The sequence below is a fragment of the Stenotrophomonas sp. 63632_Sma genome (genome assembly GCF_056482875.1).
Genome location: NZ_CM151220.1, coordinates 3,612,954 through 3,630,508 on the forward strand (window position 1 = coordinate 3,612,954; position 17,555 = coordinate 3,630,508).

General features: G+C 66.9%; 15 protein-coding genes. 6 read left to right on the top strand and 9 right to left on the bottom strand.

All coding sequences use genetic code 11. From position 1 onward, the window contains the following. Positions 1-85: 85 nt before the first annotated feature. Both ACZK45_RS16735 and ACZK45_RS16740 read right to left on the bottom strand, forming a co-directional pair. On the bottom strand, positions 86-943 hold the full coding sequence (locus tag ACZK45_RS16735) for an XAC2610-related protein (RefSeq protein WP_478444944.1): 858 nt from the start codon (positions 941-943) through the stop codon (positions 86-88). Positions 944-979: 36 nt separating this feature from the next. Continuing rightward, positions 980-1,462, bottom strand: a complete 483-nt coding sequence (locus ACZK45_RS16740; RefSeq protein WP_478444945.1) for a DUF3574 domain-containing protein — start codon at positions 1,460-1,462, stop codon at positions 980-982. A gap of 214 nt (positions 1,463-1,676) precedes the next feature. Here ACZK45_RS16740 and ACZK45_RS16745 point away from each other — a divergent pair, with 214 nt between their 5' ends. The 4 genes from ACZK45_RS16745 (at position 1,677) to otsA (ending at position 8,196) form a co-directional block, all read left to right on the top strand. Further along, the gene (locus tag ACZK45_RS16745; protein WP_478444946.1) at positions 1,677-4,109 is read left to right on the top strand and encodes a TonB-dependent receptor plug domain-containing protein; all 2,433 of its coding nucleotides are present in this window, start codon (positions 1,677-1,679) and stop codon (positions 4,107-4,109) included. A 146-nt stretch (positions 4,110-4,255) separates the two neighbouring features. Continuing rightward, positions 4,256-5,014: a trehalose-phosphatase gene (gene otsB / locus ACZK45_RS16750; RefSeq protein WP_032128814.1), complete on the top strand. Its 759-nt coding sequence runs from the start codon at positions 4,256-4,258 to the stop codon at positions 5,012-5,014. Positions 5,015-5,053: 39 nt separating this feature from the next. Next, complete coding sequence (locus tag ACZK45_RS16755) at positions 5,054-6,835, top strand: glycoside hydrolase family 15 protein (RefSeq protein WP_346484952.1); 1,782 nt, start codon at positions 5,054-5,056, stop codon at positions 6,833-6,835. Then, positions 6,832-8,196 carry an alpha,alpha-trehalose-phosphate synthase (UDP-forming) gene (gene otsA, locus ACZK45_RS16760; RefSeq protein ID WP_121504692.1) on the top strand — a complete coding sequence of 455 codons (1,365 nt, stop codon included), beginning with the start codon at positions 6,832-6,834 and terminating at the stop codon, positions 8,194-8,196. Before ACZK45_RS16755 ends, otsA begins: the two co-directional genes overlap by 4 nt. 72 nt (positions 8,197-8,268) lie before the next feature. Here otsA and ACZK45_RS16765 read toward each other — a convergent pair whose 3' ends face one another. The 4 genes from ACZK45_RS16765 to rluD are packed head-to-tail and all read right to left on the bottom strand — an operon-like array spanning position 8,269 to position 10,967. Beyond that, positions 8,269-8,706: a thiol-disulfide oxidoreductase DCC family protein gene (locus ACZK45_RS16765; RefSeq protein ID WP_478444947.1), complete on the bottom strand. Its 438-nt coding sequence runs from the start codon at positions 8,704-8,706 to the stop codon at positions 8,269-8,271. Next, the gene (locus ACZK45_RS16770) at positions 8,681-9,187 is read right to left on the bottom strand and encodes a DUF4166 domain-containing protein (RefSeq protein WP_253144040.1); all 507 of its coding nucleotides are present in this window, start codon (positions 9,185-9,187) and stop codon (positions 8,681-8,683) included. The genes ACZK45_RS16765 and ACZK45_RS16770 overlap by 26 nt, the downstream gene beginning before the upstream one ends. Positions 9,188-9,207: 20 nt before the next feature. Beyond that, positions 9,208-9,978, bottom strand: coding sequence for a peptidoglycan editing factor PgeF (gene pgeF / locus ACZK45_RS16775; RefSeq protein WP_032128817.1), 771 nt, complete (start codon positions 9,976-9,978; stop codon positions 9,208-9,210). Further along, the gene (rluD, locus tag ACZK45_RS16780; RefSeq protein WP_080291790.1) at positions 9,978-10,967 is read right to left on the bottom strand and encodes a 23S rRNA pseudouridine(1911/1915/1917) synthase RluD; all 990 of its coding nucleotides are present in this window, start codon (positions 10,965-10,967) and stop codon (positions 9,978-9,980) included. Before rluD ends, pgeF begins: the two co-directional genes overlap by 1 nt. Positions 10,968-11,080: 113 nt before the next feature. Here rluD and ACZK45_RS16785 point away from each other — a divergent pair, with 113 nt between their 5' ends. Next, positions 11,081-11,968, top strand: a complete 888-nt coding sequence (locus ACZK45_RS16785; protein ID WP_029379759.1) for an outer membrane protein assembly factor BamD — start codon at positions 11,081-11,083, stop codon at positions 11,966-11,968. A 190-nt stretch (positions 11,969-12,158) separates the two neighbouring features. Then, the gene (locus ACZK45_RS16790; protein ID WP_125892739.1) at positions 12,159-13,361 is read left to right on the top strand and encodes a lipase family protein; all 1,203 of its coding nucleotides are present in this window, start codon (positions 12,159-12,161) and stop codon (positions 13,359-13,361) included. Positions 13,362-13,530: 169 nt separating this feature from the next. Here the strand turns inward: ACZK45_RS16790 and ACZK45_RS16795 are convergent, their stop codons facing one another. The 3 genes from ACZK45_RS16795 to sucC all read right to left on the bottom strand — a co-directional run bounded on the left by ACZK45_RS16795 (position 13,531) and on the right by sucC (position 17,455). Beyond that, positions 13,531-15,165 carry an NAD+ synthase gene (locus tag ACZK45_RS16795; protein WP_032128820.1) on the bottom strand — a complete coding sequence of 545 codons (1,635 nt, stop codon included), beginning with the start codon at positions 15,163-15,165 and terminating at the stop codon, positions 13,531-13,533. Positions 15,166-15,389: 224 nt separating this feature from the next. Beyond that, complete coding sequence (sucD, locus tag ACZK45_RS16800; protein WP_005410793.1) at positions 15,390-16,265, bottom strand: succinate--CoA ligase subunit alpha; 876 nt, start codon at positions 16,263-16,265, stop codon at positions 15,390-15,392. A 20-nt stretch (positions 16,266-16,285) separates the two neighbouring features. Continuing rightward, complete coding sequence (gene sucC, locus ACZK45_RS16805; protein WP_004154430.1) at positions 16,286-17,455, bottom strand: ADP-forming succinate--CoA ligase subunit beta; 1,170 nt, start codon at positions 17,453-17,455, stop codon at positions 16,286-16,288. Positions 17,456-17,555: the final 100 nt, after the last annotated feature.

Sequence of the window (17,555 nt, forward strand, 5' to 3'; positions counted from 1 at the left end):
GTGATGCTTCCGCAAAAAAAGGGGACGGAGGGAATTAAGTCGTTAACGGCACAAACGACTTAATTCCCTCCGTCCCCTTTTTTCTTCAATCGTTGACGTTGATCCAACCTTCCACCGCGCCGCTTTTTGGATTGAGAAACCGCAGCTTCATCCAGCCATCCTGTTCATCCAGCATTTCCGCACGGTCGCCCTGCACCAGATAACGCTTGGTGCTGGATGCGCCGGGTCGGTCGAACAGGAACAGGCGCGCTGGCACCACGGTGGCCTGCTGGCCACGCAGCGGCCCATCCGGCGGTGCGCCCAGGCCATCGGCGATGGCGGTCTCCAGCACACGACCGGCGGGATCATAGGTGCGCCAGACCGCCAGCGGACCCTGCTCGTCAGTCTGTTCCCATTGCAACGCGGCGTTCAACGTGTCGCCCAGCATCAGCACACTCTCGCTGCGGTAGAGGTAGAGCTTCGCACCTGCAAACCGGTACTGGTCGGCGTACCACATCGGGCCGCTACGGCAGCTGCTGGTCAGGGTTCGAGTGGCAGCATCCACGCTCAACCCCATCAGGTCACCGCAACTGTCCTTGCCGTGGGTGTCGGCCTGCAGCGCGCGGAACCCGGCACTGGCCGGGTCGAAGCGGTACACCGCCACCGCCTCGTTGACCATGCCCACCGATGCACGCGCGACCAGTTCCGGATATCCATCGAAATCGACGTCTTCCAGCGACCATCGCGAATTGCCATCGGCATCCGCCGCACCCGCCAGCGTCTGGCGCTTGCCTGACGGTGACAGCTGCACTGCGATGCTGCCGTCCTGCTGGGGATCGGCATGCGCCTGCACATGCGCGGCCACCTGGAAGCGTAGCGTTTCGCTATCGTCCCCACGCGCCTGCGCCGTCGGTGCCAGCACACCTGCCAATACCAGGCCCAGCAGGCATTCCCTGTAGTTCATCATCGCTCCCTGCGGCACCGCGGCGGCACCTTCAACTCAGAACGATACCTCGACCGCTTGCCGCGACCACAGCACCGATTGATGCTTGGTCTGCTGCTTCCACGCCAGGCGGATGGCTTCGATATCGGCACGGCGCTGCGGGGTGTCCTCGTGCAGCACCACCAGCACCTTGGTGCGCAGGCGGTTGGGCGAGGCATCGCCGCGGAACAGCCACTGGCCGTAGGCATCGAACACGGTCAGGCCATCCGGGAAGCGCGGGGTGACCTCCTTGTCCAGGAAGGTGCGCCACTGCGCCTCGCTGATGGTGTCGGCCTGCGGGCGGTTGCCGGCGCCCTGCTCCTCGCCCACGCCGAAGTACAGCTCACTGCGCACCCAGCCGTGGCCGGCGGACGGGCGTGCGGCATCGCCCTTCAGTTCGGCGGTGGTGGCCGTGGCATAGGCGCTGGGCGCCTGCGAGGACAGGCTGGCGCAGCCACTGGTGGCCAGCAGCACGGCGAAGACGAGGCCAAGGTGTTTCATCGGTACAGCTCCGGGGAAGGGGAACAAGGCGAGCCGGCAGCGTACAGCGCCACTGGCCCGGCGTGCTGATGCCAGCAGGGCATCAGCTCATGCCGGGACGGCAGGGACTTGCATCGACACCAGCCATCACGCGAAGATAATATATCGCTTCATCCGGATGGATGTAAGTGAAACCATCTCCCCCTTCCCCGTCGTTGTTGTTGCTGGAGCCCCCATGTCCGTCCGCCTGCCTGCGTCGCCACTCGGCCTCGCCATCGCCCTCGCGCTTTCCGCCGCCGCCCCGGCCCTGGCCCAGGACGCCACCAACCTGGACACGGTGATCGTCACCGGCACACGCGCGGCCGACCGCACCGTGCTCGAATCCACCTCGCCGGTGGACGTGCTCACCGCCGAGGACATCCGCAAGGCGGGCGTGGTCAACGGTGAGCTGGGCAGTGCGCTGCAGGCCCTGCTGCCGTCGTTCAACTTCCCGCGCCAGTCCAACTCCGGCGGCGCCGACCACGTGCGCGCCGCACAGCTGCGTGGCCTGTCGCCGGACCAGGTGCTGGTGCTGGTCAATGGCAAGCGCCGCCACCACACCGCGCTGGTGAACACCGACAGCAAGATCGGCAAGGGCACCACGCCGGTCGACTTCAATTCGATCCCGGTCAGCGCGATCAAGCGCATCGAAGTGCTGCGCGACGGCGCCGGTGCGCTGTACGGCTCGGACGCCGTGGCCGGCGTGATCAACGTGATCCTCGACAACGGCGGCGACGGTGGCGAGATCGAGGCCAGCTACGGCGCCAACCACACCGACCTCAAGCCGATCGGCCGCACCCTCACCGACGGCCAGACCGGCAACATCAGCGCCAAGGTCGGCACCTCGCTGGGTGAGGACGGCGGCTTCCTGCGCGTCGGCCTGGAGTACAAGCACCGCAACGGCACCAACCGCGCCGGCTTCGACCAGATTCCGCCGTGGGACCAGACGCCGGACAACCTGGCGCTGCAGGGCAAGCGCAACTACGTGCTGGGCGATGGCAAGAGCAAGGACATCAACCTGTGGCTGAACACTGAGATCCCGGTGGGCCAGACGTCGACGTTCTACGCGTTCGGCACCTTCAACCAGCGTGATACCGAAGGTGCGAACTACTTCCGCTACCCCGATGGCGATGCCAACTGGAAGCAGGTCTATCCGAACGGTTACCGGCCGATCTCCGAAGGCGAGAACCGCGACGTGCAGGCCGTGGCCGGCGTGCGCGGCCAGTGGGGTGAATGGAGCTACGACGGCAGCCTGGATTACGGCCAGAACGACTTCACCTACCGCCTGCGTGATTCGCTCAACGCGTCGCTGGGCCCGACCAGCCCGACCCGCTTCAAGACCGCCGATTACGAATACGCGCAGACCGTGGGCAACCTCGATCTGAGCCGCGTGTTCACCCAGAGCGACAGCATCAGCCACACGCTCGGCCTGGGCGTGGAAGCACGGCACGAGCGCTACCAGACCCGTCCCGGCGACCCGGCCAGCTATGCGGCCGGCCCGTACACCGACCGCCCGACCGGTTCGCAGGCCGGTGGCGGCTTGACCCCGCAGGACGCGGCCACCCTGTCGCGCGATGTCGCCAGCGCCTACGCCAGCCTGTCCAGTCAGTTCGGCGAGAAGTTCTCCACCGATCTGGCCGCGCGCTACGAGCACAACGACGACTTCGGCGGTGAACTGACCGGCAAGCTCGGCCTGCGCTATGAATTCACCCCGGCGTTCGCGCTGCGCGGTGCCATCTCCAACAACTTCCGTGCGCCGTCGCTGGCACAGATCGGCTACGAATCCACCTCCACCGGCTACAACGCTGGCGGCCAGCTGGTGCAGGGCCGCCTGTTGTCGGTCAACAACCCGATCGCGCGTGGCCTCGGTGCGCAGAACCTGAAGCCGGAGAAGTCGATCAATACCTCGCTGGGCTTCACCAGCCGAATTGGCGAGCACTTCGACCTGTCACTGGACTTCTTCCAGATCGACATCGACGATCGCATCGCGCTGTCGGAGAGCATCACCGGCGATGCGCTGACCGACTACGTGGCCGCCAACTACGGCGTCAGCGGCCTGCAGAGCGCCAGCTTCTTCGTCAACGCCGCCGATACCCGCACCCGCGGCGCCGAGCTGGTGAGCAACTGGCGGCAATCGCTGGGCGATGGCCAGCTGCTGCTCACCGGGACCTACGCGTATACCAAGACCACACTGAAGAACGTGCTGGCCACGCCGGCACAGCTGCGTGCACTGAACCCGGACTACGTGCTGTTCGGAATCGAAGAGACCAACACCCTCACCGATGCCACACCGCGCACCCGTGGCAGCTTCTCGGCAGCCTGGAGCAACGACCACTGGTCGCTGAGCACCCGCGTGAACCGCTACGGCAGCGCCACACGCGTGTTCAACTTCGGTGATGGCTACATCCCGCGCCAGACCTACCAGGCCGAATGGCAGCTGGATGCGGAAGTGGAGTACCGCATCACCCCGCAATGGAGCGTGGCCATCGGCGGCCAGAACCTGACCGACAACTACCCGGATCGATCCAACAGCGATATCCACTACTTCGGCAACCTGCCGTACGACGTGCTGTCGCCAATCGGCAGCAATGGCGCGTACTACTACGGCCGCGTCCGCTATACGTTCTGATTCATCAGTCCGGTAGTGCCGGCCGCTGGCCGGCAACCTCAGGGTGCATCCAGGGACCATGACGGTGCCGGCCAGCGGCCGGCACTACCCACTCCGTAGCCTGCCCTCGACCCCACGTACACGCCCACGCTGGCAAGCTGGGCGTCATGGCTGAACCGCTCCCCCTGCGTCCGCCACCGCCATTGCTGGACGACGCCTGTGCGTTGTTCCTCGATGTCGATGGCACCCTGATCGAATTCGCTGCACGCCCGGATGCCGTGCAGCTTCTGCCGGATGTGCGTGAAGCCATCGGCCGCATCAGCGACCGCCTGGAAGGTGCCGTGGCACTGGTCAGTGGTCGCCCACTTGAACAGCTGGATCAACTGTTCGCTCCCCTGAAATTGCCCGCCGCCGGCCTGCATGGCCACGAACTGCGCGGCGAAGACGGTCGCGTCCTGCGCGACGAACACGACGACGACACCGCCGAGTGGCTGCACGCGCTGCACCAGCAGGCGATGCGCTTTGCCCATGGCCATCCCGGCGTGCTGGTGGAAGACAAGGGCGTCGGCCTGGCGCTGCATTGGCGCGGTGCGCCGCACGCGGCAAGTGATGTGCGCGCCTTCGCCGACCGCCATGTGCGTGGCCGTGCCAGCTATCGCCTACAGCCCGGTGACCATGTGGTCGAATTCGTTCCGGTCGGCACCGACAAGGGCCGTGCCGTGCGCCGGATGATGCAGTACCTGCCGTTCCGCGGCCGCCTGCCGGTATTCCTCGGCGATGACCTGACCGATGAGTTCGGCTTCGACGCCGCCAATGGCCAGCATGGCTGGAGCGTACTGGTGGGCGAACGGGAACCCAGCAAAGCCGTGTTCGCGCTGCCCGACATACGCAGCGTGCACGCCTGGCTGCGTGAGAATGCCTATTGACCCGGCCACCCCACGGCCGCAACCGAGATGTACCGCGTGATGACCCAACCCGATCTTGATCTGGGCGTGGTCGGCAACGGCAGCTTCGGCGCCCTGGTCGACAAACGTGCCCGCGTTGTCTGGAGCTGCCTGCCCACCTTCGACGGCGACCCCACCTTCTGTGCCCTGCTCGGCCCCAACCAGCAGACGGGTGGCGACTTCGCCATCGAGCTGGAGGACTTCGCGAGCAGCGAGCAGGAATACCTGACCAACACCGCGATCCTGCGTACCGTGCTGCGCGACGCGCACGGTGGTGAACTGGAAATCCTTGATTTCGCCCCGCGCTGGCGCCAGAACGACCGTTTCTACCGACCGGTCAGCCTGATCCGCCAGGTACGACCACTGGCCGGCAGCCCACGCATCACCGTGCACGCACGGCCACTGGCCGACTGGGGCGCACGCGTGCCCGAGTCCACCTGGGGCAGCAACCACGTGCGCTGGATCCTGCCCGAACACGTGCTGCGGCTGACCACCGACGTGCCGGTGCGCTTCATCCGCGATGGCCTGCCGTTCGTGCTCAACCATCCCATCCACCTGATCCTGGGCGTGGATGAATCGCTCAACCGCTCGATCAGTGGCTATGTGCAGGAAGCCTTCCAGCGCACCCGCGACTACTGGCGCGAATGGGTGCGCTACCTGTCCATTCCACTGGAATGGCAGGACGCGGTGATCCGCAGTGCGATCACCCTGAAGCTGTGCCAGTACGAGGACAGCGGCGCGATCATCGCGGCAATGACCACCTCCATTCCGGAAGCGCCCGGCAGCGTGCGCAACTGGGACTACCGCTACTGCTGGCTGCGTGATGCCGCGTTCGTGGTGCGCGCACTGAATCGCCTCGGCGCAACGCGCACGATGGAACAGTTCCTCGGCTATATCTTCAACCTGGCCACCACCGACGGCACGTTGCAGCCGCTGTATGGCATCGGTTTCGAGGCCAAGCTGGACGAGGACGAAGTACCCAGCCTGTCCGGCTACCGTGGCATGGGCCCGGTGCGGCGCGGCAACCTGGCCTGGGTGCAGCGCCAGCACGATGTCTACGGCAGCGTGGTGCTGGCGTCCACGCAGTTGTTCTTCGACCGGCGCCTGCAGGACCCGGGCGATGCGCACACCTTCGCCCGCCTGGAACCCTTGGGTGAACAGGCGTTCGCCCTGCACGACGTGCCTGATGCCGGCCTGTGGGAGTTCCGCGGCCGCACCGAAGTGCACACCTACACCAGCGCGATGTGCTGGGCCGCCTGCGACCGCCTGTGCAAAATCGCCGTGCGCCTGAAGCGCGATGACCGCGCCCACTACTGGCGCGAGCGTGCCGACACCATCCATGCGCGCATCATGGCCGAGTCCTGGAGCGAGGAGCTGGGCCACTTCACCGACACCTTCGGTGGTCATCGGCTGGACGCCTCGTTGCTGCTGCTGGCCGACATCGGCTTCATCGACGCGATGGATGCGCGCTTCATTGCCACCGTCGACGCCATCGGGCGCGACCTCAAGCATGGCAACTCGCTGTACCGCTATATCGCGCCGGATGACTTCGGCGAACCGGAAACCAGCTTCACCATCTGCACCTTCTGGTACATCGATGCGCTGGCGGCAATCGGGCGCATGGACGAAGCACGCGGGATGTTCGAGCTACTGCTGAAACAGCGCAACCACCTGGGCCTGCTGTCGGAGGATCTGGCCTTCGACAGCGGCGAGGCCTGGGGCAATTTCCCGCAGACCTATTCGCACGTCGGCCTGATCACCGCCGCGATGCGCCTGTCGCGGTCCTGGCAGGAGGCATCGTGAGTCGTCTGGTGGTGGTTTCAAACCGCGTGGCCGTACCGGGCGAGAACCGCGCCGGCGGCCTGGCGGTGGGCCTGCTGGCCGCGCTGAAGGAACGTGGCGGCATGTGGTTCGGCTGGAGCGGCAAGAGCGTACGCGACGGCAGCGGCACGCTGCACACGCAGAAGGATGGCGATATCGAATTCGTCACCCTCGACCTGAGCAAGCGCGAGGTCGATGGCTACTACAACGGTTTCGCCAATCGCACCCTCTGGCCGTTGCTGCACTTCCGCCTGGATCTGGTCGACTACGACCGGGGCACCCGCGAGACCTACCATAAGGTCAACGCGCTGTTCGCCGACAAGCTCGCGCCGCTGCTGCGCGAGGACGACATCGTCTGGATCCACGACTACCACCTGATCCCGCTTGGTGCGCTGCTGCGCGAGCGTGGCATCGGCTGCCGCATCGGCTTCTTCCTGCACATCCCGATGCCGTCGGCCGACCTGCTGCAGGCCATGCCCGACCACCTTCGGTTGTTCTCCGCGCTGTACGCCTACGATCTGGTCGGCTTCCAGACCCAGCGCGACGCCGATCGCTTCCAGACCTACCTGCGCCTGTTCGGCGGCGGCCGCGTGCTCGAAAACGGCGAGCTGGAAGCACCGGGCGGGCGCCGCTTCCGTGCGGCGGCGTTCCCGATCGGTATCGACACCGAGCTGATCGCGCGACAGGCCGGCACCGCCGCCACCAAGGCCGCTGTGAAGAACCTGCGCAACAGCCTGCGTGATCGCCAGCTGGCGATCGGCGTGGATCGCCTGGACTATTCCAAGGGCCTGCCCGAACGCTTCCTCGGCTTCGAGCGCTACCTGGAGCGCCATCCGGATCAGCGCGGCTCGCTGACCTACCTGCAGATCGCCCCGGTCTCGCGCGGCGATGTCACCGAGTACCGGCAGCTGCGCAGCCAGCTGGAACAGATCGCCGGCCACATCAACGGTGGCCACGCCGAACCGGACTGGACGCCGCTGCGCTACGTCAACCAGAACTTCACCCACGCCACCCTCACCGGCTTCTACCGGGCGGCGGCAGTGGGCCTGGTCACGCCGCTGCGCGATGGCATGAACCTGGTAGCCAAGGAGTACGTGGCGTCGCAGGACCCGGAAGACCCCGGCGTGCTGGTGCTGTCGCTGCTGGCCGGCGCCGCCGACGAACTCAAGCAGGCGCTGCTGGTGAACCCGCATGATCTGGACGGCGTGGCCGACGCCATCGCCACCGCGGCAACGATGTCGCTGCGCAGGCGCAAGGAACGCTGGCACGCGATGATGGAGCACCTGCGCACCTACGACATCAACCACTGGCGCCGCAGCTACCTGGACGCGCTGGAAGGCTGAGGGAAAAAGGGGACGGAGGGGATTAAGTCGTTTGTGCACAAACGACTTAATCCCCTCCGTCCCCTTTTTTCTTCAATCCAGGAACCGCGCGGCCTGCTCCGGTGCGGGCAGGTAACAGGCATCATGCCGCCCGAACCAGCGGTAGCGGTTGCGGGCCAGCGCGCGGTACGCGGCATCACGCCAGCTGCGCGGCAGCACGCGCAATGCACCGGTCAGGCGCCAGGCGCCGCCCAGCCCCGCCAGCACGCGCAGGATCGCATCGGTATCGGTCCAGGCGCCCTGTTCGTCCAGCAGCAGGAACGACATCGGGTCCTGCGGGTCCAGCCCATGCGCGCGCAACATCGTACTGCCCTGCGCGCCCTGCATCGCCGCAAAGCGGTAGCGGCCCTTGCGGTCGAAACGCAGCAGGAAGCGCACCCAGCGGTTGCACAGCGCGCACACGCCATCGAACACGATCACCGCGCTGCCGGCCTCGGCGGCGGAATCACTGCGGTTCGAGCCAGCCTTCATAGCGGATCAGGGCTCCGGCCCAGGGCAAGGTCACATCGACCAGGAAAGTGTAACGCTCACCCTGCCAGGCTTCGCGGCAACGCACACCACCAAACCAGCGCCTCGGCAGCGGCAGCAGCCCGAACGCCCAGACCCGCCGCACCGACCAGTCGATGCCACCGTCGCGGGCCTGCAGATCAAATTCGAAGCGCACCGCGCCCAGCTGCTCGCGCAGGTATCCCTCGTGTACCCACAGCCGCGACACCATCGGCCAGCGGCCAAACCGCCTCGCCCACTGCTCGCCCTGCCCGTGTGCACTGAACGCCACTTCGGTGGGCAGCGCGTCGCCATCCTTCGGCAACCGCGCCAACGCGGCCAGCAGCGGCACCAGCCAGTGCCGCCCTCTCACGATGCGCGCCTGCCCCACGTAGCGGCACGGCAACGGCGCGGCATGCAGCGCCTGCACCGGCGTGGCCAGGGTGGCGAAGGCCGGCCCCAGCACGCGCGTGAACAACGGCGTGGTCAGGGCGCGATCCAGGCCAGGGTCGCCATGCGCCCGGTGCGACGGTCGCGCCGGTGCGAATACAGGTCGGGATCGGCCATCGTCGACACCGTGCCGCCATACACCTGCGCCGGGTCCATGCCCGCCGCCTGCAGGCGCTGACGTGCCAGGGCGAACAGGTCCACCTTCCAGTGCCCCTGGCGTGTCGCCACAAACGCCGCCTCAGCCGCCGGATCATGGCCGACGAAGGCGTGGAAGACCTCTTCGCCGATCTCGTAGTCGGCCGGCCCGGCCGCCGGGCCCAGCCACGCGCGAAGCTGCGCGGGCGGGGTCTGCATGGCGGCCACGGTGGCCTCCAGCATGCCGTCGGCCAGCCCGCGCCATCCGGCGTGAGCGGCGCCCACCTCGCTACCGTCGGCAGCGGCGAACACCACCGGCAGGCAGTCGGCGGTCAGGATCGCCAGCACCACGCCGGGCACCGAGGTCACCGCAGCGTCGGCCACCGGTTCGCTTGCGCCTGGCACCGGCGGCGTTGTGAAGCGCAGCACGGTACTGCTGTGCACCTGGCGCAGCCAGTGCGGTGCCGACGGCAGCGCCAGCCCCTGCTGCAGCAGCTGCCGGTTGTGCTCCACGTTGGCAGGGGTATCACCATCGGCCGCGTGCCGGTTGCCCAGGTTGAACTGCGCGAACGGCGCCGGCGAAATGCCCGCACCGTGCCGACGCGTGGTCAGCGCATGGACGCCCGGAGGCGCCGGCCAGTCCGCCTGCAGCAAAGGCAACGCGGCGGCCATCACCAGCGGTCCCGCTCGCGTGCGGCGAAGGCTTCGCTGTCTTCGCGCAGCACCTTCATCAGGTGCAGCATGTCGTCCGGCACCGGCGCGGTGTTGCGCACCGGCTCACCGGTGATCGGGTGCGTGAACTCCAGGGTCTCGGCGTGCAGGGCCTGGCGCTTGAAGCCGCGCAGCGCGGCTACCAGCTCATCGCTGGCGCCCTTGGGCAGCTTCAGCGCACCGCCGTACAGCGGGTCACCGATGATCGGATGGCGCACATGCGCCATGTGCACGCGGATCTGATGGGTACGGCCGGTTTCCAGGCGGCACTCCAGCGCAGTGTGCGCACGGAAGCGCTCGCGCAGGCGGTAATGGGTGATCGCTTCCTTGCCGTCCTCGCGCACGGCCATCTTCAGGCGGTCGCGTGGGTGGCGGTCGATCGGGGCATCGGCGGTACCGCCGGCCACCAGCGCCCCCATCACGATGGCCAGGTACTGGCGGTGCACGTCGCGCGCGGCCAGCTGCTCGACCAGTGCGGTCTGCGCTTCCAGGGTCTTGGCCACCACCATCACGCCGCTGGTGTCCTTGTCCAGGCGGTGCACGATGCCGGCGCGCGGCAGCACCGCCACCGACGGGTCGCGGAACAGCAGGGCGTTGACCAGGGTGCCGCTGTGGTTGCCCGCGCCCGGGTGCACCACCAGGCCGACCGGCTTGTTGATCACCAGCAGGTGCTCGTCCTCGAACAGCACGTCCAGCGGGATGTCCTCCGGCTGGGCGTCGGTCTGGGTTTCCAGCACCACGTTGAGGGTCACCAGCTCGCCACCGCGCAGCGGATCGCGCGGGCGCACCTGGGCGCCGTCCAGCAGGACCTCCCCGGCCTTGATCCACTCGGTCAGGCGCGAACGCGAGTATTCGGGGAACAGTTCGGCCACCACGGCGTCGAAACGGCGGCCGGCAGCGGTGTCGGGGACGATGGCCTGGCGGGCCGATTCAGAGGGTTGTTCAGACATGGCAGGGGGCATTCTTTGAAATTTTGGGGTCCCGGCGGCCGGTTTCAGTCGCTGGACAGGACACTAGGCTATCATCGACCCTTCGTATTCCAGCCGCGTCCCGCCTCGACCCCATGATCCGACGCTCCGCCATGCTCTCCGCGCCCGTCCGCCTCACCGCCCTGCTGCTGGTGCTGGTCATCGCCGCCACCGGCTGCCACCGTGGTGCCAAGAAGGGCGATCGCCCCGATGAAGGGACGCCGGTCGAACAGTTGTACGAGAAGAGCCACAAGCTGATGCAGGGTGGCAACTGGAGCGGCGCCGAAGCCAGCTTCCGCCGCCTGGTGGCCCAGTATCCGTACGGTCCGTACACCGAGCAGGCGATGATCGAGACCGCCTACGCCCAGTACAAGGCCGGCAAGCACGATGACGCGGTGTCCAGCATCGACCGCTTCATCCGTACCTACCCGACCCATCGCAACATCGCGTACCTGTACTACCTGCGCGGCCTGGCCAACTCCAACCGCAGTACGGTTTTCCTGCGCCGCGTATGGTCGCTGGATGCCAGCCGTCGCGACCTGTCCACGCCGCACCAGGCGTATTCGGACTTCAACATCGTGGTGGACCGCTACCCGAACAGCCGCTACGCCGCCGATGCGCGCCAGCGCATGCTGGAGCTGCGTGACGTGTTCGCCCAGCATGAGCTGGACAACGCCCTGTACTACATGCGCCGCGGCGCCTGGGTCTCGGCCGCCGGCCGCGCCAACTACCTGCTGGAAACCTACCCGCAGAGCGCGTTCCAGTACGACGCCGTGGCTGTGCTGGCCGATTCCTACACCCACCTGGGCAACAAGACCCTGGCCGACGATGCCCGCCGCGTCCTGCAGCTGAACCAGCCGGACCACCCGTGGCTGGAAGGCAAGTGGCCGAAGTACCCGTGGATGATCCGCAAGCTGAACCCGTTCGCCGGCGAAAAGTCCGCCAGCACCGGCCAGCGCAACGCGCGACTGGAAAAGAAGTAAAAGAAGGCCCCGAAAGGGGCCTTTTCTTTGTCGGCAGATCCACGCCATGCGTGGAGGGTTCGTGCGCCCATGGACCACGACACTAGGAATTCTACGAATTCCCGGCGGATGCGACGCCGGTCGCATCCCGCTCCGGCGACGCCCTCCACACTGCGGCGCAACGGCCATCCCGGCCGTGAAGGAGCGCCCCATGACCCTACCGCCCCGCCGTTTCCGCCCCCTCGCCTGCCTCCTCGCCACCGCCCTGCTGGCGCTGTCCTCGGCACCCCTGGCTGCCGCACCGGGTGCACCGGGCGATCTGCTGTCTGCTGCCCCCTATCGCGCGTCATGGGTGCCGTCCAAGGCTGTGCAGGCCTACAAGCTCCACTACCGCACCCCGGATCTTCGCGGCCAACTGGCCGAAGGCACCGGCCTGCTGTACCTGCCCGCCGGCGCGGCTCCAGCGGGCGGCTGGCCGGTGGTGTCCTGGGCACATGGCACCCAGGGCATCGCAGATCGCTGCGCGCCCTCGGTGTCCGGCCCCTACCAACCCGAACGCGACGGGCGCTTCCTCGATCAGTTCCTGGCCCAGGGCTATGCGGTGGTCGCCGCGGACTACCAGGGGCTCGGCAGCCCCGGCGAGCATGCCTATCTGCACGTCCGCACGGCCGCGCGCAATGCCATCGACCTGGTCAAGGCCAGCCGCCAGTACCTGGGCAACGCAGCGCTGTCGCCGCGCTGGGTCTCGGTCGGTCATTCACAGGGTGGCGCTGCAGCCCTCACAGCCGGGCATCTGGCGCCCACCTATGGTGGCCCTTCCCTGCACTACCGCGGCAGCTTCACCACCGGCACGCCCACCGCCGTCGAGCTGACTGCGCTGGTGATGAAGCCGGACAACCGCACCGCCAATCCTGGCGCGCTCAACGCGTATCACGCGTATCTGCTCGACGGTCTTTTGCAGGTTGCGCCACAGATCGACCGCGTCCTCAGCGACACCGGTCGCGCCCGCGTGGCAGTGGCACGCGAACAGTGCCTGGGCGAATTGGCCACCACGCTGGACGGTGCAGATACCGGCAGCATGTTCACTGCACCGCTGACCAGCGTGCCGGGCATCTGGGCGGTGCTGTACGACTATCTCGGTGTACCGCGCCGCGGCTTCAGCCAACCGCTGATGCTGGGCCACGGCAGCGAGGACCGCGATGTGCCCTATCTGACCACCCTGCTGTATGCCGCAGGCCTAGCCCTGCGAGGCGAGCCGGTCGCGTTCCGGCGTTACCCGGTCGACCACCGCGGCACGCTGGATGCGGCGGCAGCCGATGGGCTGGCGTTCGTGCGTGCGCGGTTGAGGGACAGCCCGTTCGACGAAGCCACCGAAACTGCCGATCTCGAACAGCTGCTCGACGAAGCCCGGTAGATCCATGCCATGCGTGGAAGGCCTGAAATGTAGCGTCGAGCCACGCTCGACTGCCTCTGAGCCGAGCATGGCTCGGCTCTACAGTAGATCCCAGTAGATCCATGCCATGCGTGGATGCACGGTACACGGGTTGCCGGCCAGCGGCCGGCACTACCCGCCAACCGCAGCTTCAGCCCTTGTAGCCGTTGCTGATCGGGTAACGACGCTCGCGGCCAAATGCCCGGCGCGAGACCTTCGGCCCCGGCGCGGCCTGGTGCCGCTTCCACTCGCTGATGCGCACCAGGCGCAGCACCCGGTCGACCACGGCCGCGTCGTAACCGGCCGCAACGATCTCCGTGCGCGACTGCTCCTGGTCGATGTAGCGGTACAGGATGCCGTCCAGCACGTCATAGGCCGGCAGCGAATCCTGGTCCAGCTGGTTCTCGCGCAGCTCGGCCGACGGCGGGCGGCTGATCACGGCCGGCGGGATCACCGGCGCGCCGCCCACGGTGTTGCGCCACTTGGACAGCCCGAACACTTCGGTCTTGTACAGGTCCTTCAGCGGCGCATAGCCACCGCACATGTCGCCGTAGATGGTGGCGTAACCCACCGCGTATTCGCTTTTGTTGCCGGTGGTCAGCAACAGGCCACCGAACTTGTTGGCCAGCGCCATCAGGATCACGCCACGGCTGCGCGACTGCAGGTTCTCTTCGGTCACGTCCGGCGCAGTGCCTTCGAACATCGGCGCCAGCGATTCCATCAGGCCCTTGAACGCCGGCTCGATCGATACCGCCTCCAGCTTCACGCCCAGTGCCTGGCACTGTTCGGCGGCCAGGTCGTTGGACAGGCCCGCGGTATAGCGCGACGGCAACCGCACGGCGGTGACGTTTTCCGCGCCCATCGCGTCCACGGCCATGGCCAGCACCAGCGCCGAATCGATGCCGCCGGACAAGCCCAGCCACACCTTCTTGAAGCCGTTCTTGCGGCAGTAGTCCTGGATGCCACGGGTCACTGCGCGCCAGGCCAGCGCGTCCATGCTCTCGTCGCCATCGTCCATCCACACGTGCGGCATGAAGCGGCGGCTTTCACCGTCGTACTCCACCACCAGCCACTGGTCGACGAAGGCGGCGGCGGCCGGGTGCACGGTGCCGTCGCCATCGGCCACCACCGAGGCGCCGTCGAACACCAGCGCGTCCTGGCCACCGACCACGTTGAGGTAGGCGATCGCCGCCCCGCTCTCACGGGTGCGTGCGGCCAGCACCGCATCGCGCTGGGCATGCTTGCCACGCTCGTAGGGCGAGGCATTCGGCACCACCACCAGCTGCGCACCGGCGCGCACGGTGTCGGCCAGCGGCTCGGCGAACCACAGGTCCTCGCAGATCAGCAGGCCGACCGGAATGCCGTTGACCTCGAACACGCAGCTGCCGCCATCCGGATCGACATCGAAGTAGCGGCGCTCGTCGAACACCGCATAGTTGGGCAGCTCGCGCTTGCGGTAGGTCTGCTCGACCAGGCCGTCACGCAGCACGCTGGCGGCGTTGTAGACCACCGCACCGGCCGCCTGCGGCCAACCAACCACGGCGGTGATGCCACGGCAGGCAGCAGCGATGCGGGCCATCGCCTGCTCGCACTCGTACAGGAAGCCCGGGCGCAGCAGCAGGTCTTCCGGCGGATAACCACTCACCGCCAGCTCGGGGAACATCACCAGCTCGGCGCCGTACTCGTCGCGCGCCTGGCCGATCATCTCGATGATGCGCTCGGTGTTGCCGGCGACATCGCCGACCGGGAAGTCGAACTGCGCCATCGCGATGCGGATCGAAGCCATGGGAATCCAGCCTGTGGTTGCAATGTGCCCATTGTAGCGCTGCGCCATGCGCGCGCCGGGCGCGCTCACTGCGTGGACAGCCCCGGCTCAGTAGATCCACGCCATGCGTGGATGGGGTTACCGGGATGGTCAGGGCACCAGACGCAGAAAGGCCGCCCGGAGGCGGCCCTTCTGTTTGAAGCAAGAGCGTCAGTCGAGCATGGCTCGACTCTACACAAGCGGTCTTATTTCACCAGCTTGGCGATGGCAGCGCCCAGGTCGCCCGGCGAGCGGACGGTGACAACACCGGCAGCTTCCATGGCGGCGAACTTGCCTTCGGCAGTGCCCTTGCCGCCCGAGGCGATCGCACCGGCGTGGCCCATGCGCTTGCCGGCCGGAGCCGACGCACCGGCGATGAAACCGACGACCGGCTTCTTCACGTGGTTCTTGATGTACTCGGCGCCGGCTTCTTCAGCGTCACCGCCGATTTCGCCAACCATGATGATGCCTTCGGTCTGCGGGTCTTCGTTGAACAGCTTCAGGCAGTCGACGAAGTTCAGGCCGTTGATCGGGTCACCACCGATGCCGATGCAGGTGGACTGCCCCAGGCCGACTTCGGTGGTCTGCTTGACCGCTTCATAGGTCAGGGTGCCCGAACGCGACACGATGCCGATCTTGCCCGGCTGGTGGATGTGGCCCGGCATGATGCCGATCTTGCACTCACCCGGGGTGATGACGCCCGGGCAGTTCGGCCCGATCAGCACGGTGTCCGGATGCGAACGGGTCAGCACGTTCTTGACGCGCAGCATGTCCAGCACCGGGATGCCTTCGGTGATGCAGACGATGACCTTGATGCCGGCAGCAGCGGCTTCCAGGATCGCGTCGGCCGCGTACGGCGGCGGCACGTAGATGACCGAAGCGTTGGCGCCGGTGCTCTGCACGGCGTCGGCAACGGTGTTGAAGACCGGCAGGTCGATGTGGGTGGTGCCACCCTTGCCCGGGGTCACGCCGCCAACAACCTGGGTGCCGTACTCGATCATCTGAGTGGCGTGGAAGGTGCCCTGCTGGCCGGTGAAGCCCTGCACGATCACCTTGGTGTTCTTGTTAATCAAAACAGACATGGGAATTCCTTGGTGTCGAATCAGGCAGCGTTCTTGACAGCTTCAACGATCTTCTTGGCGCCATCGTTGATGTTGTCAGCCGGGATGATGGCCATGCCGCTGTCGCGCAGCAGCTGCTTGCCTTCTTCCACGTTGGTGCCTTCCAGGCGCACCACGACCGGAACCTTGACGCCCACTTCCTTCACGGCGGCGATGATGCCTTCGGCAATCATGTCGCAGCGGACGATGCCGCCGAAGATGTTGACGAAGATGCCTTCGACCTTGTCCGAGGACAGGATCAGCTTGAACGCTTCGATGACGCGCTGCTTGTTGGCACCGCCGCCCACGTCCAGGAAGTTCGCCGGCTCGCCGCCGTTGAGCTTGATGACGTCCATGGTGGCCATGGCCAGGCCTGCGCCGTTCACCATGCAGCCGATGTTGCCGTCCATGGTGACGTAGTTGATGTCCAGCTCCGAAGCGATCACTTCGGTCGGATCTTCCTGGGTCTTGTCGCGCATGGCGACCAGGGCCTTCTGGCGGAACGCGGCGTTGTCGTCGCTGTCGAACTTGCCGTCCAGCGCGTACAGGTTGCCGTCGTCCAGGATGGCCAGCGGGTTGATTTCAACCAGCGCCAGGTCCTTTTCGTTGAACAGGCGGTACAGGTTCACCATGATGCTGGCGAACTGGCCGGCCTGCTTGGCGGTCAGGCCCAGCTTGAAGCCGAAATCACGGCCGTGGTAACCCTGCACGCCTTCGACGAAGTCGACGTTCAGCGAGTGGATCAGCTCCGGGGTTTCAGCCGCGACCTGCTCGATCTCCACGCCGCCTTCCGAAGAGGCGATGTAGGTGATGGTCTTGGTGCCACGGTCGACCAGCACCGACAGGTACAGTTCCTTGACGATCTCGCCGGCGGTGGTCACCAGCACCAGGTTGACCGGCAGTTCAACGCCAGCGGTCTGGTAGGTGGCCATCTTGGTGCCGAGCATCTTGGCCGCAGCGGCCTTCACGTCGTCGGTGGTCTTGCAGAACTTGACGCCGCCAGCCTTGCCGCGGCCGCCAGCGTGGATCTGCGCCTTGACCATCCAGGGGCCCTGGCCCAGGGAGTTGGCAGCGGCAACCGCTTCGTCCGGGGTCGCAGCGACCTTGCCGGCCGGGACCGGGATGCCGTACTCGGCAAGCAGTTGTTTTGACTGGTATTCGTGGAAATTCATGCGTCACCGTGGGAATAGGAACGACCGCACGCAATTCCTCAGGGCCCCGGCGGGGCGCCGGCATGGACCGCGGCGGGCCCACTATTGTGGCCGAGCCGGC